General features: G+C 41.9%; 19 protein-coding genes, 1 other RNA gene and 1 pseudogene. 8 read left to right on the top strand and 13 right to left on the bottom strand.

Going from position 1 to position 21,993, the window contains the following annotated elements; genetic code table 11:
* Positions 1-92: 92 nt before the first annotated feature.
* Together IHE35_RS03375 and IHE35_RS03380 are read left to right on the top strand one after the other, a co-directional pair.
* On the top strand, positions 93-548 hold the full coding sequence (locus tag IHE35_RS03375; RefSeq protein WP_242789944.1) for an ABZJ_00895 family protein: 456 nt from the start codon (positions 93-95) through the stop codon (positions 546-548).
* Between the two features lie 180 nt (positions 549-728).
* Complete coding sequence (locus IHE35_RS03380) at positions 729-1,649, top strand: TIGR01777 family oxidoreductase (RefSeq protein WP_242789307.1); 921 nt, start codon at positions 729-731, stop codon at positions 1,647-1,649.
* Here the strand turns inward: IHE35_RS03380 and thiO are convergent.
* Positions 1,620-2,741: a glycine oxidase ThiO gene (gene thiO / locus IHE35_RS03385; RefSeq protein WP_242789308.1), complete on the bottom strand. Its 1,122-nt coding sequence runs from the start codon at positions 2,739-2,741 to the stop codon at positions 1,620-1,622. The genes IHE35_RS03380 and thiO overlap by 30 nt on opposite strands.
* Positions 2,742-2,824: 83 nt before the next feature.
* On the bottom strand, positions 2,825-3,838 hold the full coding sequence (gene hemB / locus IHE35_RS03390) for a porphobilinogen synthase (protein WP_242789309.1): 1,014 nt from the start codon (positions 3,836-3,838) through the stop codon (positions 2,825-2,827).
* A 107-nt stretch (positions 3,839-3,945) separates the two neighbouring features.
* Between hemB and IHE35_RS03395 the strand changes: the two genes are divergently transcribed.
* Positions 3,946-4,437: a thioesterase family protein gene (locus IHE35_RS03395; RefSeq protein WP_004893342.1), complete on the top strand. Its 492-nt coding sequence runs from the start codon at positions 3,946-3,948 to the stop codon at positions 4,435-4,437.
* Between the two features lie 52 nt (positions 4,438-4,489).
* On the opposite strand, the gene glpK is transcribed toward IHE35_RS03395, so the two are convergent.
* Positions 4,490-5,974 carry a glycerol kinase GlpK gene (gene glpK, locus IHE35_RS03400; RefSeq protein WP_242789310.1) on the bottom strand — a complete coding sequence of 495 codons (1,485 nt, stop codon included), beginning with the start codon at positions 5,972-5,974 and terminating at the stop codon, positions 4,490-4,492.
* A 130-nt stretch (positions 5,975-6,104) separates the two neighbouring features.
* Here glpK and ssrA point away from each other — a divergent pair.
* The 4 genes and pseudogenes from ssrA to IHE35_RS03420 all read left to right on the top strand — a co-directional run bounded on the left by ssrA (position 6,105) and on the right by IHE35_RS03420 (position 9,910).
* Positions 6,105-6,465, top strand: a transfer-messenger RNA (tmRNA) gene (gene ssrA / locus IHE35_RS03405).
* A 183-nt stretch (positions 6,466-6,648) separates the two neighbouring features.
* Positions 6,649-6,861 (top strand): annotated as a pseudogene (locus IHE35_RS03410) (Arm DNA-binding domain-containing protein); the annotation flags it as partial.
* Positions 6,862-7,005: 144 nt separating this feature from the next.
* The gene (locus tag IHE35_RS03415) at positions 7,006-8,268 is read left to right on the top strand and encodes an OprD family outer membrane porin (protein WP_242789311.1); all 1,263 of its coding nucleotides are present in this window, start codon (positions 7,006-7,008) and stop codon (positions 8,266-8,268) included.
* Between the two features lie 25 nt (positions 8,269-8,293).
* The gene (locus IHE35_RS03420) at positions 8,294-9,910 is read left to right on the top strand and encodes an alkaline phosphatase D family protein (RefSeq protein ID WP_242789312.1); all 1,617 of its coding nucleotides are present in this window, start codon (positions 8,294-8,296) and stop codon (positions 9,908-9,910) included.
* 44 nt (positions 9,911-9,954) lie between these two features.
* Here IHE35_RS03420 and IHE35_RS03425 read toward each other — a convergent pair whose 3' ends face one another.
* The 7 genes from IHE35_RS03425 to fahA all read right to left on the bottom strand — a co-directional run bounded on the left by IHE35_RS03425 (position 9,955) and on the right by fahA (position 16,413).
* Positions 9,955-10,695, bottom strand: a complete 741-nt coding sequence (locus IHE35_RS03425; RefSeq protein ID WP_242789313.1) for a phosphatase PAP2 family protein — start codon at positions 10,693-10,695, stop codon at positions 9,955-9,957.
* A gap of 380 nt (positions 10,696-11,075) precedes the next feature.
* Entirely contained in the window at positions 11,076-11,807 is a 732-nt protein-coding gene (locus IHE35_RS03430) for a Fic family protein (protein ID WP_242789314.1), read from the bottom strand.
* Positions 11,808-12,499: 692 nt separating this feature from the next.
* Positions 12,500-13,147 (bottom strand): CoA transferase subunit B, encoded by a 648-nt coding sequence (locus IHE35_RS03435; RefSeq protein WP_242789315.1) that lies wholly within the window; start codon positions 13,145-13,147, stop codon positions 12,500-12,502.
* 2 nt (positions 13,148-13,149) lie between these two features.
* Entirely contained in the window at positions 13,150-13,851 is a 702-nt protein-coding gene (locus IHE35_RS03440) for a CoA transferase subunit A (RefSeq protein ID WP_242789316.1), read from the bottom strand.
* Between the two features lie 23 nt (positions 13,852-13,874).
* Positions 13,875-14,450: a VOC family protein gene (locus IHE35_RS03445; protein ID WP_004893350.1), complete on the bottom strand. Its 576-nt coding sequence runs from the start codon at positions 14,448-14,450 to the stop codon at positions 13,875-13,877.
* Positions 14,451-14,470: 20 nt separating this feature from the next.
* Positions 14,471-15,109, bottom strand: coding sequence for a maleylacetoacetate isomerase (maiA, locus tag IHE35_RS03450; RefSeq protein ID WP_242789945.1), 639 nt, complete (start codon positions 15,107-15,109; stop codon positions 14,471-14,473).
* A gap of 20 nt (positions 15,110-15,129) precedes the next feature.
* The gene (gene fahA / locus IHE35_RS03455; RefSeq protein WP_242789317.1) at positions 15,130-16,413 is read right to left on the bottom strand and encodes a fumarylacetoacetase; all 1,284 of its coding nucleotides are present in this window, start codon (positions 16,411-16,413) and stop codon (positions 15,130-15,132) included.
* Positions 16,414-16,601: 188 nt separating this feature from the next.
* On the opposite strand from fahA, the gene IHE35_RS03460 reads away from it, so the two are divergent.
* Entirely contained in the window at positions 16,602-17,423 is an 822-nt protein-coding gene (locus IHE35_RS03460) for an IclR family transcriptional regulator (RefSeq protein WP_242789318.1), read from the top strand.
* A gap of 218 nt (positions 17,424-17,641) precedes the next feature.
* Here IHE35_RS03460 and IHE35_RS03465 read toward each other — a convergent pair whose 3' ends face one another.
* From IHE35_RS03465 to hppD, 3 genes are all read right to left on the bottom strand, one after another.
* A complete protein-coding gene (locus IHE35_RS03465) occupies positions 17,642-18,868 on the bottom strand; it encodes an amino acid aminotransferase (protein WP_242789319.1) in 1,227 nt (408 codons plus the stop codon).
* A 29-nt stretch (positions 18,869-18,897) separates the two neighbouring features.
* Positions 18,898-20,298 (bottom strand): amino acid permease, encoded by a 1,401-nt coding sequence (locus IHE35_RS03470; RefSeq protein WP_242789320.1) that lies wholly within the window; start codon positions 20,296-20,298, stop codon positions 18,898-18,900.
* A gap of 172 nt (positions 20,299-20,470) precedes the next feature.
* Positions 20,471-21,532: a 4-hydroxyphenylpyruvate dioxygenase gene (gene hppD / locus IHE35_RS03475; RefSeq protein WP_242789321.1), complete on the bottom strand. Its 1,062-nt coding sequence runs from the start codon at positions 21,530-21,532 to the stop codon at positions 20,471-20,473.
* Between the last annotated feature and the right edge of the window lie 461 nt (positions 21,533-21,993).

Here is a 21,993-nt window from a genome sequence, read left to right on the forward strand (position 1 = left end):
TAACGTCAGCTTTTCAGCATTGGTTGACAATACAATGAAAAAAAACTCATTTTTTTTTATACTGACAGCATCCTGTTGTGTGAGTGATGGCTATGGCGCCGCTAAAACGCTATTTTCTCTGGTTTTTTTTAATCTGTTTTGTGATGACCTGTATTTGCGGGGTGATTGCAGCCTTGATGCCGATGGGAATGGGAGCAGTGCTGACCATGGTGCCATATCTGGTAGCCATGATCTGGGTATTATTTAAATTTCTTCGTCAGAACTGTCGGGCACCGACACAAGCCGAACGTAAAAAAATCACTTTAGGATTCAGTCTGATTTTCTGGGGGTATAACCTGGCATTTTTATTATTGGGAATTCTGGTCGCAACCCGTTCCAATCCCAATGCCTGGCAGGATTTTATGCTGTATCTTCAGCAACCGCAGTTTATGAGCGTGGTCGTGATCATGTTCTTATTGATTGCGATTCCATTATATCTGCTCACTTACTGGTTCTATGGAAATCAGGCTCAACGTATGGCCAACAAAATGTTTGGTAATTCTCAATAAATAATTTGAACATCAGTACCTAGAACTTTAGTCTAAAAAATAGCCTGAAATACCCCCAATATTCAGGCTTAATACCTTTTGCTCTATGTCGTTATGATGAATGGTATCTTTTGATAACTCCAAAGGCAGAGCAGTTCATTACAATGTTGGAGACCTAATAAGAATAGCGACTGAATAACAATGCATAAGCCTGTCGTACTCATTACCGGAGCAAGTGGTTTTATTGGCCAGTACGCGGTCAAACACTTTCTCGGACTAGACTGTCATGTCATTGGCCTGACCCGTGAGCGCCATCGGCTGGAAATGCATCCGGATTTTCACTGGATCAATGATTTTGATGAACTGCGTACCCGTCAGATTGATTATGTCATTAATCTGGCGGGTGAAAATATCGGTGCAGAGCGCTGGACTGCCGAGCGTAAAGAGATTCTCTTGCAGAGCCGATTAGACACGACCCGTCAACTTTATGAATTTTTAAAAAAGAATCAGATTTTCCCGAAATGTATTTTGTCTACATCCGCAGTGGGCTATTACGGTATTGATCCGCAAGAGCATTGGCAACAGGTGTATACAGAAGAAGCGGCACCCCAACAGATTTTTATGTCCCAGCTCTGTGCGCAATGGGAGCAGCTGGCTTTATCCTATACTGATCAGAATACCAAGATCATGCGTTTTGGCGTGGTGCTGGGCAGAAAAGGTGGTTTTTTGCCACAAATGCTGATGCCAATCAAAATGAATCTGGTGGGTCGAATCGGTAGTGGCCGGCAGCCATTTGCCTGGGTGCATATCCAGGATTTGCTTAACGTCATGGATTTCCTGCTGCATGCAAAAACCACCGCTCAGATCTTTAATGTGGTTGCACCTGAGAAAACCAGTCAGTTGCATTTTAGCCAGACGGCAGCAGAGGTACTGAAGCGTAAACCATTATTCTCTTTGCCTGGCAATATGATGCAGTGGATGTTGGGTGAGCAGTCACAACTGATTTTAAATGGTCAGTATGTCCGGCCTAAAGCACTGCAAGAGGCTGGCTTTGAATTTGAGTTTCCAACCATCAAGGAAGCACTCACCGATCTAGTGGGCAAGCGCAGTGAAAGGCTGTAACTGATCCGGTGCATAGGCCTGTGCATCCACTAAAGTAGATTGTCCGAATATCAGCTGTCTCAGCAATAAAGCTGATGCAGGCGCCATGCATAGTCCATTGCGAAAGTGACCGAAATTGGCCCAGCCATTTTTCAATTGGGGCAGCTGACCAATATAGGGAATGCCTTGCGGTGAGCCGGGGCGTAAGCCAGCCCATTCTTGCACAATTGGGAATTCTGCCAGTTCTGGCACCATTTCAAAACAGGCATTCAGAATTTTCTGCCGAATCTCGGCAGCAGGGGTGGTATTAAAACCAACTTCGCGCATACTGGAGCCACAAACAATATGCCCATCCTGACGTGGTATCAGATACATGACCTGATTCATACACATGGTAGGTAACCAGTGTTCTGGGGTTTTAAATAACACCATCTGCCCCTGTACGGGATGCACCGGGATATCTATTTTTAGCTGCTGCGACCATTGTCCTGACCATGCGCCAGTGCTAAACACAAACTGATCTGCCTCAATCCACTCGCCATCCCCAGTCTGTACCGCTGTAATCTGATCCGCAGTAATTTTCAGTTGGCTTACCGGGGTGTGTTCCAGCCAGCTCACTTGTGGATGCTGTTTTAAATAACAGCTAATCGATTGTAGCAGGCGAGGGTTACGCACATTGGCGATGTGGGGGAAGTACAAGGCATGTTTAAATTCGGATGAAACCTGCGGATTGATCTGCTCAATCTGTTCCTGCTCGATATAAAGCGCTTGCTGCATCGGCTCATGATGTCTTTCAGCATAGTGATAGCCAATGTCGAAATCTTCTTCATCAAAGATCAGCATGCCGGTTTCATGAATTTCAAAATCAATGCCAGTAACTGGTTTTAATTTGTTATTCCAGTCCTGATATAGCGGTTTGGCATATTTGGCCAAGGCATTGACTGCCTGCGGATAACGCCATGGATACATCGGGGAAAGAATACCGCCACCGGCCCAAGAGGCAGCTTTTCCTGCCTGCTGCTGATCCAGAATCGTTACTGAACAGCCCTGTTCAATCAACTCCAGTGCAGTCATGAGTCCATTAATCCCTGCACCGATGATGGCAATATGCATCAGGTTTTAACCCTTATTTTCGAATCTTGTTTAAACCAAAAACCAAAAAAATGCCTTCCTTGAATCAAGAAAGGCATTCCAGACTATTTCATTTCTTTCAGTTTTACTGCAGCTTCTTCCGCGAAGTAGGTCCAGATGCCATCTGCACCGGCACGACGGCAGCTCATCAACGATTCCAGAATTACACTGTCAGATAGCCAGCCATTCTGGATTGCACCCGCCAGCATCGCATATTCACCGCTGACCTGATACACGAAGGTTGGAATACCAAAGGTATCTTTGACTTCACGCACGATGTCCAGATACGGTAGGCCTGGTTTTACAATGACCATGTCCGCACCTTCCTGAATATCCAAAGCAATTTCATGCAGGGCTTCAGCACGGTTGCCGACATCCATCTGGTAATTGTATTTATTGCCGCCTTTCAGGTTGCTTGAAGAACCTACTGCATCACGGAAGGGGCCGTAGAAGCTGGAGGCATATTTGGCAGAGTAGGCCATGATAGACGTATAGATATGACCATTGGCTTCAAAAGCTTCACGAATCGCGCCGATACGGCCATCCATCATGTCACTTGGTGCAAAGATATCTGCACCGGCTTCGGCATGGCTTAAGCCCTGTTTAATCAGACATTCAACCGTTTCATCATTTAAGACATAACCAGTTTCATCGATAATGCCATCCTGACCATGCGTGGTATAAGGGTCCAATGCGCCGTCGGTAATCAGTACCATTTCTGGTAATTCTTTTTTCAGCAGGCGAACTGTGGTTTGCACTAAACCATCTTCACGCCATGCTGCTTCAGCAGTCAGACTTTTGTCTTCTTGTGGCGTCACCGGAAACAGCGCTAGTTTGCTGACACCCAACTCAAGCAGGCGTTCAGCTTTTTTCACCAGCAGATCTGCCGAAAGGCGCTGAATATTTGGCATACTTGGCACGTCTTGAGTCTGGTTTTGTCCCGGTAAAACAAATACTGGATAAATGAGATGATCAGCCGAGAGATGCGTTTCACGAACCATTGAGCGTAGGTGTTCATTTTTACGAATACGACGCATGCGAGTTGCAGGAAACGCGGGACGATTGAACGTATAGGTCATAAAAATCTCATTGATCAATATTAAACTATAGGTATTGTAGTGCCTTAATTTGCATTTAGGGCAAATGGATACATTTTTTTATTTAATCAAGGTTATTCGAGCAAACTATGACGGTAGCAGAGAAAAGTTGGACAGGAAATATTGATTTAGGCTCGAATAAGGATGTTCTATTCAACCAGTTGTGTGATGCTTTTAATGCTTCACCATTCTACCAATATTGCGGTATGCAAATGCGCGTTGTGGATGGACAGATTGAAGCATATGTAGAAATGCAGAAGGATCTGATTGGCAATGTGGCATTCCAGATTTTACATGGTGGTGTGGCTGCCACCATTCTGGATAGTATTGGTGGAATTACCGCAATGGGTGAGCTGTACAAAAAAGCCAGCCCTGAAGATATGCAAGAAACCAGCAAAAAAGTTTCACGTCTGGCGACTGTGGATATGCGTGTCGACTATCTGGCACCCGGGCGTGGCAAATACTTTACTGCACGTGCGGAAACCTTACGTCTGGGGCGTAAGGGATGCACGATGCGCATGACGCTGATTAATGATGAGGCTAAACCGATTGCGACTGCGATTGCATCTTATGCTTACTAGAAGCTGAGATAATTAAAAAAAACCGCTGAGGAATCAGCGGTTTTTTTATGGTTTATAGGTCTGATTTGGCCCGCTTCAGAGCATTTTGCCATTTGGCCAAGTGTGCTTCACGTTCATCATTTTGCATTTTCGGTTCAAAGGCCTGATCCAGTTGCCAGGACTGGGAAATTTCATTCAGACTGGAAAAAACTCCGGACTTTAAACCGGCCATCGCTGCTGCCCCCCAAGCGGTGGATTCCAGCATTTTTGGACGTAGCACAGGGACATTCAGCAGATCAGCCTGGAACTGCATCAACATATCATTTGAACTTGCGCCACCATCGACACGGAGTTCTTTTAAAGGATGAGCAATATCAGATTGCATTGCAGTCAGAATATCGGATACTTGAAAGGCAATAGATTCTAAAGCAGCACGTGCAATATGGGACTTATTGGTACCGCGTGACATCCCACAAAGTAAAGCACGTGCTTCACTGTCCCAGTGCGGTGCACCGAGACCAGTAAAGGCAGGTACCAAAACTACGCCGTCTGTATCTGGAACTTTACAGGCCAGTTTTTCTACATCTGAACTTTTTTGGATAATCCCCAGACCATCCCGTAACCATTGCACCACCGCACCCGCCATAAAGATACTGCCTTCCAGTGCGTAGGTCGTGTGACCCTGTGCTTGCCAAGCAAGCGTGGAAAGCAGCTTGTTCTGACTCAGTTGAATATCATGACCAGTATTAAACAGCATAAAGCAGCCGGTTCCATAAGTGTTTTTTGCCATACCGGGTTCAAAACAGGATTGGCCAAACAGGGCAGATTGTTGGTCGCCCAAAATACCGGTAATAGGAATGGTAGCACCTAATAAACCAGGTGCCGTATCTGCAATATGGCAATCAGAGCTGATGATTCTTGGCAGGACTGCAGCTGGAATATTAAACAGATCCAGTAGGCCTTCATCCCAACTTTGAGTTTGCAGATTCATCAGCATGGTACGGGAAGCATTACTGGTTTCAATCACATGTTCAGCGCCTTGGGTCAGATTCCAGATCAGCCAGCTATCGATCGTACCGAAAGCGACATGTCCCTGTTCTGCCAGCGCACGTAGTCCATCGACATTTTCTAATAACCAGACCAGCTTTCCGGCACTGAAATAGGGGTCAATGCGTAGACCGGTTGTTTGTTGTACCTGATCCATCAGGCTTTGCTGAATCAGCTGATTACACCATTCTGTCGCACGGCGGTCCTGCCAGATAATCGCCGGCGCAAGGGGCTTGCCATTACGGCGATCCCACACAACAGTCGTTTCACGCTGATTGGTGAGTCCAATCGCTTTAATGTCTTTTGCTAGAACTCCCGCAGAAGCGATCGCTTGCTGAACGACACCAATTTGGGTAGTCCAAATTTCTAAGGCATCTTGCTCGACCCAACCCGAACGAGGAGTTTGAATATGTGTTTCTTTTTGAGCTGTCGCTTGAACCTGTCCATGTTCATTAAAAATAATTGCACGACTAGACGTCGTTCCCTGATCAAGGGCCAATAAATAGCTCATAATTTTTTTAAATACTGACTTGAATTTTTAAATATTAGCGCAATTATGTAATCAGGCGCATTCAAAAGTGTATTTGTGTAGAAAATGCATCGTATTTTTTACCAGTTATGCTATGATTGCTCTGTACTTTGGGGGTGTTCTTGGCTTCGACGCTGATGATGAAACTCATAGATGCATGCCGAGAGCGCATTTTCTCTCGTAAATAAAATTTGCATTTTAATAGTCGCAAACGACGAAACTTACGCTCTAGCTGCCTAAGGGCAGCTTGTCCGCATCCCTGAATACTTGTGGTTAGGGGTCCCGACTGAAGCGAACGCACACAAGTCCGTATGAAATCAAGCCTTGGGGTTTCGTACTAAATCTTAAAGGATCGCGATTTGTACCCTGTTCGTCGGGTCACAAAGAGCTAAATCAATAGACGATATCTAAGCATGTAGTATTCTCGAGCGTAATGTTGGCGGACGCGGGTTCAACTCCCGCCACCTCCACCAAAATTCCATTCAGAGATGTTCGACTGAATATAAAAAAGCCTTTAAACTCAATGTTTAAAGGCTTTTTTATTGGCTGTATTGTCCAATCCTGTCCTAAGCTGTGTGACCCAATTTTTGCCTTCCATGGGTAATTATTGGGAAAATTTACCCAATTATTTTTAGTGCTAAATAGGGTAAATACAGATGAAACTTACAGATACAGAATGTAGAAAAGCTCAACCCAAAGAAAAGCGTTATCGCCTCTCTGATGAGAATGGCTTATCACTACTTGTCACACCTGCTGGCCAAAAATATTGGAATGTTCGTTATACCGTTCATGGTCAGCGTCAATCCGAATCTTTAGGTCCGTACTTTAAGGAAGTGGCTGAAGATTGGTTTGAGAACCAACGACAAACCCGGTACGGTTCAATAAGCATAGAACTAGAGTTACGCCAAAAAATTAACTTATATGTCATGCAAAGTTCATCAATCTGAAAGATAAGGTTCATATTTAGTATATATGGTATTTCAAAATTTCTAGTTCAAGTGAAAGGTTGTGTTTTGAATTGCAATATTATATTTATCAATGCTTTATGTTTATCAATTGGAATAATAGGAACTGCACATGCAAATTTTATAGAAGATAGTGAAGCTAAAATTAATTTTAAAAATTATTACTTTGATCAAGATCAATCACCTACCAATAAAGATTCTACTGTCTGGGGACAGGGGATTGAATTGATATATCAGTCTGGTTATACGGAAGGTAAAGTTGGACTAGGATTAGATGCGAGTGCTGCAATTGGTATACGCTTAGACGGTAGTAAAGATCAAGCTAAAAACTCATTGATGTTCCCATTAGAGGAAGATGGTGGTCCTACAAACTATTGGACGAGAGCATATCCAACTTTAAAAGCAAAATATAGTGATACTGAGTTAAAGGTTGGTGAATTACGCCCAAATCTTCCAATTTTGAGTCGAAGCTTTGCAAGATTACTTGAATCTTCTTATATGGGAGCTCAAATCAATTCAAAAGAAATTAAAGGTCTCAATATAACGACTGGTTATATTACAGAGGCTATTCCTCGAACATCACGCGATAAATCTGAGCTATCCATTAAAGGTGCAACTGAGTCAAGTGATGGCTTTCTATATGCAGGTGCAGATTGGAAACCCATTAAAGATTTGACCCTACAGTACTATATAGGTGAGTTGGATGACTTTTATGTACAGCAATTTTTGGGTGCCAAGTATAAATTTAAGATCACTGAAAACCAAAGTCTTAATACAGATTTGAGACTATTTGATACTCAAGCAACCGGTGCCAATGAGCGGGGTGAAAAAGGCTACGGTGCTAAAGTGGATAACCAAACGGCAAGTATAGATTTTAAGTATAAAATTAAAAATCACCAAGTTCAGTTTGGTGCACAAAAAATTGGAGATAATGGTGATTTTTTACATATGAACCAGAGTGGATTAGGTAATGGTGCTGAAGGCACTTTTATTTATCTACCTACTAACCGATTGCTACAGAACTTTACCAATGCGGGTGAAAAGTCGACTTGGTATGGCTACCGATATGATTTCACAGATCAATATCTTAAAGGTTTAAATGTTTCTTTTATAAAAGTAAAAGGCCGTGATTTCGGTAAATGTGGCTGTGCAACAGAATCGGAGATTGATTACACCCTACGCTATAAAGTCCCACAAGGTAAGCTGAAAAATTTAGGTTTTACCGCCCAATATGGAAAATTTAAGAAAAGTACTGGGACGGAACAAGAGCAAACGCGCATCTATTTAACCTACAGCCTTCCTTTATTTTAATTACAAGTTTAATGTGAAATAAAAAATGAATCAATTTAATACAGATCGTCGACAATTTTTATTAGGATTGGCGGGATTAACTTCACTTGCCCTCATATCCGGTTTAAGCCCAGTGAAAACTTGGGCTAATCCAAAATTTCCAATTAGTCCATTTCAATTAGGAGTAGCATCTGGTGATCCGTGGCCTGATGGTTTTGTGATTTGGACACGTATTGCACCTTATCCACTTTCCGTTGATGGTGGAATGCCAAATAAAGCAGTTCAGGTCACATGGGAAATTGCACTTGATGCAAATTTTAAAAAAATTGTACAAACGGGTGAGACACAAGCACATCCTGACTTACATCATACTGTTCATGTGGAAGTCAAAAATTTAGCTCCACACACGCGTTATTATTACAGATTCTTGATGGGGGGATATGAAAGCCCGACAGGAACAGCGAAATCAACGGCAAGTGCCAATCAAATGCCTGAAAAAGTCCGTGCTGCTGTTGTGGGTTGCCAACATTATGAAACAGGCTACTACACTGCCTATGACTATATGAGTAAGGAAGAAGATCTTGATATTGTCTTCCACTATGGAGATTATATTTATGAAGGTCCAGAAGGTAAAGGAGGCGGACGTGCTATAGGTAACTTACGTGTTTCTCTTCCTGCACGGAAGCACATTGGGCCTGAAATTCAAACTCTTTTTCAATATAGAACGAGATATGCACAGTATCGTTCAGATCCGTACTTACAAGCTGCACATGCATCAGCTCCTTTTGCTGTGACTTTTGACGATCATGAGGTTGATAACAACTGGGCAGCAGATTTAGAAGAAAAAGGCGCTACAAAAGAAATTTTCTTATTACGTCGTGCTGCAGCATTCCAAGCATGGTATGAATATATGCCAGTCCGTTTAGCACAAAAACCAAATGGTCCAGATATCACAGCATATCGGACACTCGATTTTGGACAAATGTTGCGTATGAATATCTTAGATACTCGTCAATATCGTTCAGCGATCCTGTGTTCAAAAGTACAGTTAGAGCAAGGGTTGGATCAACAAGGATATTGCAGTACAGGAAATCATAAAAATGAACAGATGCTTGGAAAAACTCAAGAAGCATGGCTAGCAAAGCAAATGCGTCACGATAAACGTTGGAATGTACTTGCACAGCAAATTCAAGTGATGCCATGGGTACGTTATAACAAATCAGGTAAAGCCTATTTTGGAAAGGATACTTGGAATGGCTATCCTTACGCACGCGAACGTCTCATACAATCTATACGTGACAATGCTCCACATGGAAATACGGTGATTCTATCAGGCGATTTACATCAATATTTTGTTGCTAATATTCCTAGTGATCCAAACAATTACCAGTCACCTTCAATCGCGACTGAGTTCTTAACCACTTCAATTACTTCAACCGGTGATGGCCAACCGATACGTCCAGGTCAAGAAGATGTTCTAAAATTAAATCCGCATATCAAATTTATTAACGATCAGCGGGGTTATCAAACTTTAGATTTCTTTAAAGATCATATGCGAACAGACTTGAATGTGCTCGATTTTGTTGAAAAGCCAGGAGGGAAACTTTCAGTTGCTGCTCGTTTTGAAGTGGAATATGGAAAGCCAATGGTGAAAAAAGTATAAATATATAAAAATGCCTGCATTAAGCAGGCATTTTTCACTTTGATTTATTTTAATATTTTATTTAATAAATGCTGTACCTCAATTTTGGCTTTAGCTATATCAGCTTGGAATGTTGGATCTGCTTGTAAGCGAGCAAACTGTGCTGCACCTGTAATGCGTCCTGCATCCACATCACTTTGCCAATGCATATTGCATATGACACGACTTTGACCAAAATCAAAACCACGTTTAAAAATCTCATTCTGACGGTCAGGACGAATTTCTGCCAAAATTAGTGCATAAGTCCAGCCAATGGTAGTATGACCTGACGGATAGGAACCATTTTGGTTTAAGCTCGTTTCTTCATGAGGCGTGCATGTCTTGACACCAAAATGAGCAAATGGTCGTTTACGATTATAATGTTTCTTGGCATCTTGAGTGCTATAGCGGCTATCTCGTTTAACTTTCTTCAGTAAGTTAAATAAGATGGGTGTATTTTTTTCACTGATCTCTAATCCAAACGCCTCTGAAAAGGGCACTCCAAGATGCTCATTAGACACATCTGCATCGATTGCAGCCTGTTTCCATTTCGCTTCACTTCGTTCAAGTTGCATCTGTTTGAATATGGATTGATCACGTATAAATCCAGCACTTGAAGGTGCAGGTGGTTCTGGCAATATTAATAAGCTATTCGGGGCTTGATGGGGTGTTAAGTATGAATCATCTGCTGCGTAAAGTGACGGGCTGAGGAGGGCGAATGTGAATAAGGGCATGCAAGATAATTTAAAGAATTTATTTAATTTCATTGGTTTAAAGCTTCGCTAAAAGTAAGTGCGACAATAACATAATGGATAAATTTGAATGAATAATGACAATTTAAAGAACTTTTGATGAAAATTGCATAGCAGTATTTTTGAATTTATCGAAAAATTTACCTACAGTCGAAAAGTATAGATAGATTGGGATATAGTTATGGTAGATATCAAAAGAAGTCCAATAAAAAGACCTAAAAAGAAGAAAACTTATAGGGTGGTCTGTTGACATTTAGTGTGCAAAAAAAAATAGCGAGAGAGTAGAATTTAATCGCCAAACCAAATCTACTCCTCGCTATGCCTCGTAGGATAGAAATATTTGTTCAAACCTAAGGTTTTAGTGTTTTTTTTACAAGCTATGGTACAAGTAGATTTTAAATTCCTAATACAACCTGATAAGGTTTAAATCCCTCTAGTACAGCTTCGGAAACCAATTGAATAAAAGCTTTAGTTTTTCCATAAGCCATCCATTGATCTAGAGCTTCGTAGTAGGCTAAGCGATTTTCAACAGTGATAACGCATGGCGGGTAACCAGCTTTAAGTAATTCGAGATTCATCAATAGACGTGATGTACGTCCATTGCCGTCAATGAATGGATGGATACCTACAAAATCCGCATGTACTTTAGCAGCACATTCGATTGGATGAAGCTTATGTGCTTCTGTATTGTACCAATCGATTAGCTGAGCCATTTTGTCATTTAGCAGTGTGTAGTCTGGTGGAGTAGTTGTAGCACCTGAAATTAAAACATTTTGTTGACGATAGCGACCTGCATTCTCATCATCAATATTTTTTAGAATGAGTTGGTGGATATTTCGAATCTGCCATTCAGAGAATGGTTCCTCTTTACGAATAATATCTTCAACATAGTAGATGGCATTTCTATGGTTGATAGCCTCGAAATGTTCTCGTAATGCTTTGCCACCAACAGTAATACCTTCTAGGACAACCTTTGTTTCAAGCAAGGTAAGTGTATTGCCTTCGATCGCATTCGAATGATATGTCCAACGGACAATAAGGTCTTCTTGTAGATTTTTTACAATTGTAGGGGAAAGAGGACGATGCTGATCTAACTTTGTCTTCAAATCGTCAATAGTTTCAAACATGACCTTATCCCTGAGTATGTTGGAATGAATGATACATGAAAAAGAAATAGCAAAAAATGTAATGATATATCGTCACATTTTATTTCTGTGAAATATGTAAAAATGCGTACACAAGTTCTAATCCTAAATATGGATTTGAGCAAAATTAGTTTTGGTATTCAATGCACTAAATCTAATTTGGGTACAAAATGGGTACAGAATTTTTTAAATAATAGAAAAGTTTATTAAAATTAGATGTTTAGATTTTGAGTTCAAATGACGCCACCTTCACCAAAATTCTTCTTATAAATCAGTTGCTTATATAAGTAGCTTTTTTGTTGAGTATTGTTTCTACTAATTAAAATTTTATTATCATCATTATCTTTAGTGATCACTTTCAATATAAATTAGTGTGTGAATAGTTCTGAATCTTAAATTTTATAAGTTTTATTGAGCTTAATGAAAAAACTATAAACCAAAAAAAATTAGTTCTTCCGCAAATTTATTTGAATATAGAAATAAAGATAATTTTATTTGATCAAATAAGGTGAATTACATTCATAAAATTTTATTGGAATTTTTAAATTTTATGGCAAGGACATGAATATTATAGAAAAATATTCTTTACCTTCAATGTAATTACGATGCTAAAGGAATATTTCATAAGAATAATCAAAGCAGCTTCGCTGCTTTGATTATTCAGTAGAAGCAGATCAGGCAGCTTCAAGTGCATCCGTAATCATCTCCACCCCAGTTGCAGCTTTAATCTGCTCCAGCGTGACATCTTGAGCCAGTTCTACCAGAACCACTCCGCGTGAAGTAATATCCATGACACCGAGATCCGTAATGATCCGGTTGACCACACCTTTACCTGTTAGTGGCAAAGTACATTGAGGAACGATTTTCGAGGCACCATCTTTAGCCATGTGTTCCATTAGGACTACGACTTTCTGCACACCGGCTACCAGATCCATGGCACCGCCCATACCTTTGACTTTCTTGCCTGGAATCATCCAGTTTGCCAGATCACCCGTTTCGGAAACTTCCATTGCTCCCAGAATCGCAATATTGACATGCCCACCGCGAATCATGGCAAAGGAATCCGCACTGGAAAAGAAGGCAGCACCTTTACGGGCAGTCACCGTCTGTTTACCTGCATTAATTAGGTCTGCATCAACGGTTTTTACAGTTGGAAATTCATCAATGCCTAACAGGCCATTTTCAGACTGGAGCCAGACGTTGATATTGTCCGGAATATGGTTGGCCACCAGTGTTGGCAAACCGATACCAAGATTGACATAGAACCCATCTTCAAGTTCCTGTGCGGCACGTTGAGCCATTTGATTTCGAGTCCAAGCCATGATTATGCTCCCGCCTTTAAGGTCATCTGTTCAATGCGTTTTTCTGGTGAAGCATTAACGACAATGCGATTCACATAGATTCCAGGCAGATGGATATCATCGGGATCAAGTTCACCAATCTCTACGATCTGTTCAACTTCAGCCACAGTGATTTTCCCGGCCATGGCGCATTCAGGATTAAAATTACGTGCAGTTTTACGGAAGACCAGGTTGCCGGCCTTATCTGCTTTATAGGCTTTGACCAGTGCCACATCTGCGGTTAATGACTTTTCCAGGATAAATTCTTTACCCTCAAATTCACGGACTTCTTTGCCTTCAGCAACCAATGTGCCGACACCGGTTTGGGTGTAGAAAGCGGGAATTCCAGCACCACCCGCACGCAGTTTTTCTGCCAGTGTTCCTTGGGGCGTCAGCTCTACTTCTAGCTCACCATTTAAATATTGACGTTCAAATTCCTTGTTTTCACCGACATAAGAAGAAATCATTTTTTTTATCTGCTTGGTCCGCAACAATTTACCCAAACCAAAGTCATCCACCCCCGCATTATTGGAAATACAGGTGAGGTCGGTGACACCGGTATTTTTTAAGGCTTCTATGAGTGCTTCAGGAATGCCGCATAAACCAAATCCACCGACCGCCAGTGTTTGATGATCTGCCACGATATCCGCTAAAGCTTCCTGAGCATTCGCAATGACTTTATTCATCAGAAATCCCTTCCTTTAAAAATTTAAGCATCCATCTTGGCTTCGCGAGCGCTCTGGTCTAATTCATCCGCATGCAAGAAGTGTGTATGTGAAGGTGCGCGTTTGGTTTTGCTCCATTGTTCCAGCATGTCATACTTCATTGCTTCGGTAATCATGGCAATTTTCTGGTGTGCTTTTTCATCATCATAAGCCAGTTCCAGGCGATGACCATTTGGATCGAAGAAGTAAATCGAATGGAAAATGCCATGATTGGTAATGCCCAGTACATCCACGCCATTGGCTTCCAGATGTTCTTTGGCCTGAACTAATGCCTGGCGATCCTTCACTTTTAAGGCAATGTGCTGTACCCATTTCGGGGTATTTTCATCACGGCCCATTTCCGGTTGGGTTGGCAGTTCAAAGAAGGCCAAGACATTGCCATTACCTGCGTCCAGAAACAGGTGCATATACGGATCGAAAGCCTTGGTAGATGGGACATGATCCTCAGCAAAAGCCAGAATAAAGTCCATGTTCAGGTTTTTTTTGTACCACTCTACGGTTTCTTTGGCATCTTTACAGCGGTAGGCGACATGGTGAATTTTTTCGATTTGAATGGTCATGGTTATATCCTTATATGTTTTTATGCTGCATCCAGTTGTGCTTCGGGTGCAGCCTTTTGAAAAGCGTCCAGTGAATTGCAATGGGTATAAATCGATTCAATTTTTGGGAAATCTGAAAGATCGATATTGAAACGTTTGGCGTTATATACTTGTGGAATCAGACAGCAATCTGCAAGGCTCGGCTGATCTCCAAAACAGAATTGTCCATTTGAATGTGTCAATTGAGCTTCAAGTGCTTTTAAGCCGGTAATAACCCAGTGTCTGTACCATTCGGTTTTCTGTTCATCGCTGGCATTCAGGGTTTTACTAAGGTATTGAAGTACACGTAGGTTATTTAAGGGATGAATGTCGCAGGCAATATTCAGACTAAAGGCCCGGATCAGGGCACGCTGTTGCAAATCCTTGGGCAGCAGGGGAGTTTCTGGAAATTTTTCTTCCAGATATTCAATCATGCTGAGCGACTGGGTCAGCGTGAAATCATCTTCAATCAATGCAGGGACCAGCTCTCCCGGATTGACCCGACGAAATGTTTCACTATGCTGTTCGCCGCCATTGTTCACCAGATGAACCGGGATATGTTCTGCTTCGAGTCCTTTCAGGTTGAGTGCAATACGAACTCGGTAAGCGGCTGAACTCCGAAAATAGGTATACAGTTGCATGGTCATAAGCTCACCCCGGACTATTCAGTAAAACCGAAATTAATCGCTGGCAGGATTTTGCCGCTCACAGCACCGAAACCGATACGCAGGCCATCTTTTTCACAATGACCTTTCATGATCACGGTATCGCCGTCCTGAATGAACGTACGCTGTTCACCATTCGACAAAGTCAGTGGTTTGGTGGCATTCCAGGTAATTTCCAGTAATGAACCATAAGAATTTGGCGTAGGACCGGAAATCGTGCCTGAACCCATCAGATCACCAACCTGTACATTACAGCCGGCAATGGTGTGATGAGCCAGTTGCTGTGCCATTGACCAGTACATATATTTGAAATTGGTTTCACAGATCACATCAGCTTGGTCAGAATTTTCAGGCTGAATTTCAACAGACAGGTTAATGTCATAGCTATTGCTGCTGTTATCTTCACGCAGATAAGCCAGCGGTTTTGGCTCCTGATCAGGTGAACTGGTTTTAAACGGTTCAAGTGCTTCCAACGTCACGATCCATGGCGAGATCGAAGAGGCAAAAGTCTTGGCATTGAACGGCCCTAGAGGCACATATTCCCATTGTTGCAAGTCACGTGCAGACCAGTCATTGAATAGAACCATACCAAAAATATGATCCCAGGCATTTTCAATTGCAATGGGCTCACCTAAGTTATTTGGTTTGCCAATAATAAAGCCGGTTTCCAGTTCGAAGTCGAGTTTGCGACATGCTGAAAATACTGGGCGATCAGAATCCGGTAATTTGATCTGTCCAGATGGACGCACGATCTCTGTCCCGCTGACAATTACGGAGCTGGCACGACCGTTATAACCGACTGGAAGTTCTGACCAGTTGGCTAACAGAGCATTTTTCGGATCGCGGAACATACAGCCGACATTGGTGGCATGCTCTTTGGATGAATAGAAATCGGTATAGCCTGGAATATACACCGGCAGATGCATTGTGACGTCTGACTGTTTAAAGAAAACTTGATCACGAAGTTCCTGATTGTCACGCAATTCGGCATGATTGGCTGACAGTAACTTTTGTAATTCCATACGTACTTTAGACCAGTTGGCTTTACCTGACTCAATAAAAGCATTCAAGGTTGGCTGGTTAAAAAATTGCTGAACTTGTTCCAGATTTAAATAACCCTTTGCTTCCAATACCGCCAGGTCAACTACCCATTCTCCAAGTGCCACCCCGGCACGCGGTTGGGCGTTTTGTTCATCACTGAAAATACCGTAAGGAAGGTTTTCTAAAGGGAAATCTGAATCAGGAGCGATGTCGACAAATGACTTTAAACGTGTCGTCATAAATAGGGATCCTTTCCGTGGAAAATTTAAGTTCTATACAGAATCATACTTATATTTTTGAATTACGCAATAAATAATTTGATTATGAATAATGTAAATTTGTTAAAATGCGGCTATGATTTGAATCTGGAATCAGATTTGGCTGAGCAAGATTTTTGATTTCAGTAGTACAATGGCTTGATAGAACCATGAAAATTAATGCGTATATGCAGGATGAAACGATGAGCGTTGAGGAAGAAAAATTACAGGGAGGGGTGCAGTCTCTAGAAGTAGGATTAACTGTACTCGATGCATTGACTGAACATAATGCACCGATGATGTTAAAAGAGCTGTCAGAAGTCCTGTCTATGCATCCTGCAAAAGTGCATCGCTATGTGGTCAGTCTGATACGTAAAGGGTATGCCCAGCAGCTCAGTGACGGGCGTTATAGCCTGGGTGAGCGTGCTCACGCATTTGGGGTCAATGCCTTAAAACGTACCGATATGCTGGAATTAACCCAAAAATATATTATGCAGATTCAGCAGCATTTAAATTGCAGTATTCATGTCAGCAAATGGTTTGCTGATGGTGCGGTGGTGGTTCAGTCGCTTGAATCCAATCATGTATTTAATATTATTACCCGGGTCGGCTCGCGTATGCCTTTGCTAAAGTCAGCAACTGGTCGTTTACATGCCTGCCTTCAGCCAGAACACATCATCAAGCCTTTGCTGGAAAAAGAGTGGGCGAGTAGCGCTAAAGCAGGTCAATATCCTGCGAACGGGGAAGAATTCTTGCAGCTTAAAGAGAAAATTCTGCAGCAGGGCTATGCGTCAGTGACCGGTGATATGATGGCGGGCATCCATGCAGTGGCCATTCCGGTATATAACTTCAGCCGACAGCTTGATCATGTGATTACCTGTATCGGAACAGAAGACCAGTTGCCAGCAGATCAGATGCAACAGGCTATTGATTATCTGCTAGGGATTCAAAAACAGATTGATGCCTTGTTTAATCCACAGGTGGCTGTCTAATACTTTCTTCTATTACATACAATTTATAGTCATTACATAGATCCAGTCCTGATAGGGTACTGGATCTTTTTTATATCCAAATATTGACTCTCCGACAAACCCGGTACGGTTCAAAGAGCCTTATCTGACCCTATTTTTATTTAAAAAGATCAAATCATTATTCATAAAAAAAGCCTTCCAGCACTTAAGCTAGAAGGCTTCTAACAACTTAATTATTTTTAAGCAATCAACGGTTCAGCTTCATTTTGCATTTTGATCACCGCAGCCATCGACTCTGCAACATAATCAATATTGCTGAGGTTCAGACCCGCTGTACACATCCGGCCACTACGGACCAGATAAATACCGTAATGCTGTTTTAACAGATCCACTTGCTCAGCAGTTAAGCCGGTATAGCTGAACATGCCTTGTTGCTGGGTCAGGTAGCTGAAATCAAGTTCTGGTAGTGCCTGAGACAATTTTTCTTTGAGTAAGCCTCGCATACGTAAAATACGCTGGCGCATTTCTTCAACTTCAGCCTGCCATTGCTGAAACAGTTCAGGATTATTTAACACCTGACTGACCAATAGCGCACCATTGGCCGCTGGACTCGAATAAATCCGGCGAACTGTAGCTTTTAACTGGCCTAAAACATTTTGTGCGCTTGTAGCGTCATCACAGACAAAACTTAAGCTACCAATACGTTCTCCATATAAAGAGAAGATTTTGGAAAATGAATGGCTCACGATGAAGTTCATTCCGGCCTGATCGAGTGCACGAATGGCATAGGCATCCTGTTCCAGCCCTTGACCAAAACCTTGATACGCCATATCCAGGAAAGGAATTAAAGATTGGGCTTTTAAAACTTCAATCACCTGATCCCATTCATGTGGCTGTAAGTCGGCCCCGGTCGGATTATGACAGCAGGGATGCAGTAGCACGATGCTCTGCGCTGGCAGCTGTTTTAAGCAATCCAGCATCGCCGGTACATTAACGGTATTGGTTTCTGCATCATAATAAGGATAGAAATGGGTCTGAATACCAGCGCCATTAAAGATGGCAATATGGTTTTCCCAAGTCGGCTGGCTCACCCAGATTTCAGATTCTGGAAAATATTTTTTCAAAAAGTCAGCGCCGACTTTTAGCGCACCTGAGCCGCCCAAGGTCTGAATCGTAACTACACGGCCTTGCTCGCGGGCAGGGCTGGAAGTTCCAAAAATTAATTCCTGTGCAGCCTGGTTAAAGCTGTTCAGACCATCCATCGGCAAGTAAACACGAACTTTATTATAGTCAGGGGTCAGGTAAGTATAGGCTTTTTGCACTGAGTCTAGCTGCGGCACGATATTATCTTCGTTGTAATACAGGCCGATGCTTAAGTTAACTTTGTTATTACGCTGATCTTTGTTGAATTCTTCCATTAAAGAGAGAATCGGATCGCCGGCATAAGTATCAATATGTTGAAACATGAATCTATCCTAATCTAATCAATAAGCGATTACGCTTCTGGTAATGTGCTAATTTTGCTGCTGTCTAACATAGCCGTCTGAGATTCCTGTTTGCGCTTAAAGAAGTAGGCAACCGAGAGAATACCAATCCAGACTGGAATCATGATGACAGCAACACGCATATCCGGGGTGCTGCTCATAATCAGCAGAATACCGCCCATAAATGCGATACATAAATAGTTAGTGAATGGGTAAGCCACACTTGGAAAATCTGTTTTGGTCTGCATGCGGTTCATTGAGGTCTTGAATTTTAAATGAGTATAGGAAATTACTACCCAGTTAATCACAATGGCTGCGACCACCAGCATCATCAGCATGCTAAAGGCTTTTTCTGGCACCAGATAATTCAACAAGACACATAGGAGCGTACAGAATGCCGAGACCATAACAGCATTGACCGGAATACCGCGCTGATTGATTTTAGCTAAAAATTTGGGTGCATTACCTTGTTGAGCTAATCCCAACAGCATGCGGCTGGTACAGTAATTAGTACTGTTATAAACCGAAATCGCTGCGGTTAAAACCACAAAATTCAGAACTGCGGCCACTGTCTGGCTACCAAGTGAATCGAAAATCAGCACGAAAGGACTACCGCCTTGCGCCATCATATTCCAAGGATAAAGCGATAGAATCACCACTAGGCTCAGGATATAAAATAACAGAACACGGTAAACAATCTGGTTCACTGCTTTAGGCAAGGTTTTTTTCGGGTTATCTGTTTCTGCCGCTGCAATGCCGACCAGTTCAATACCGCCAAAAGCAAACATGATCATGGCCATCGCCATAATCAGACCCATAATCCCATTTGGGAAGAAGCCACCCAATTGCCATAAATTTTCCAGACTGGATTGGCTGTGACCATTGCCACTGGCCAGTAAATAACTGCCGAAAGCAATCATGGCAATAATGGCACCGACTTTAATGATCGCCAGCCAGAATTCCATTTCTCCGAATAATTTGACATGAAGCAAATTAATCACATTAATGAAAATAAAGAAGCCGAGCGCAGACACCCAGGTTGGGATTTCAGGCCACCAGTAATGCACATACAGGCCGACAGCGCTTAATTCGGCCATACAGACCAGAATATTCAGTACCCAATAATTCCAGCCAGACATAAATCCGGCAAACTTGCCCCAGTATTTATAAGCGAAATGGCTAAAAGAACCGCTGACAGGTTCATGTACAATCATTTCACCCAACTGGCGCATCATTAGAAAAGCAATCAAGCCTGCAATGGCATAACCCAGAATAACGGAAGGTCCGGCCAGCTTGATGGTTTGTGAGATGCCGAGAAATAGGCCGGTACCAATGGAACCACCCAGTGCAATAAGTTGAATATGCCGGTTACTTAAACCCTTTTTCAGGTTTCCTTGTTCAATATGCTGCATTTTTATTCATCATCCATGTGAGATTAAGTACTGAACAGTGATGATGGGCTTTATTATTTTTATACCGTCATCGGTGCAGAATCTTAAGTTTTATATAAGCGTATATGTTGAAACAGAGGCAGTAATACCGATGCATATGACACTATATGCATCGGTATATTTTAATCAAAGATCAGGCTTTCGAGATGTCCAGAACGCCACGTTTGATCTGATCACGTTCAATCGATTCAAATAAGGCTTTAAAATTCCCTTCACCGAAGCCATCGTCATCTTTGCGCTGGATAAACTCAAAGAACACCGGACCAATCATATTTTCAGAAAAAATCTGTAATAGCAGGCGTTTATTACCGTCTTTGGTATTACCATCCAGCAGGATGCCGCGTTTTTGCAGTTCATCTGCCGGTTCACCATGATTTGGCAAGCGCTCATCCAGCATTTCATAATAGGTGCTTGGCGGTGGTGTCATAAACGTGGTACCTAAGGCTTTAAGCTTGTCCCAGGTTTCCAGAAGGTCATCACAAATAAAGGCAATATGCTGAATGCCTTCACCATTAAATTCATTTAAGAATTCAGCAATCTGACCATTACCTTTATCTGAATCTTCATTCAGTGGAATACGGATCTTGCCGTCTGGTGCTGTCAGGGCTTTAGAAGTCAGGCCTGTGTATTCACCTTTAATATCGAAATAGCGGATTTCCTGAAAATTGAAAATCTTTTCATAGAAATCTGACCAGTACTGCATACGGCCTTTATACACATTATGGGTTAAATGATCGATTTCATTTAAACCTGTACCCAGTGGACGGGATGGAACGTTATCAAAGAAAATAAAATCATTCTGGTAAATGTCACAATCCACCAGGAAGATTGGAGAACCGCCAATGCCTTTAATCGCCGGAATGTTCAGCTCCATTGGACCAATTTTGTTGTAAATTGGCTCGGCACCTATTTCAATTGCTTTTTGAAAGGCTTTCGCAGCATTTTTGGTGCGGAATCCCATTGCACAGGCAGAAGGGCCATGCTCTTTATAAAAATATGCTGCATATGATTCAGGCTGATAATTCAGAATGATATTAATATTACCTTGGCGCCATAAGTAAACATTTTTCGATTTATGCTTCGCCACTTTTGTGAATCCGATGGTTTGAAAAACAGGATCCAGCTGGCCATCTTCAGAGACGAATTCAATAAATTCGAATCCACACAGTTCTAATGGATTGGCTAATTCATTCATACAACATCCTCATTATTTAAAAGCAATCCTATTGCTCATCTTTTACTGTCTTGTTCAGGCTCTACGGAGGTATGACTGCCGTTTTATATTGAGAAGACAAATCCGTTTGCCTGACTTCTTTGACTTGCTGAACTGCATCGATTCCTGATGCACACAAGAAAAAGAAGGAATTTAACTCATCATACTGGATCTTGAATATTATTCAATACGTAATTTAATTACGTAATAAATAATTTAGTAAAATATGGGGTTAATTTATAACATAAATTAATGTTATTCATAAAAAATATTTTTTGGATAATTCCAGGAAATTAATGCACGGTAAATGTAGCTTTTTGTAAGGCTAAGTCGTCTTAAACGAGCTATTTTGTAAGGCTTGCTGAGCTCAAGTTTCTAGGAAAAGAAACTGAAAAATTGAAATATGCAGAACTTGGTTTTAAATTGATTTTCTACAAAGAAAG

It is taken from the genome of Acinetobacter sp. ASP199, from assembly GCF_022700675.1.
Lineage (GTDB): Bacteria > Pseudomonadota > Gammaproteobacteria > Pseudomonadales > Moraxellaceae > Acinetobacter.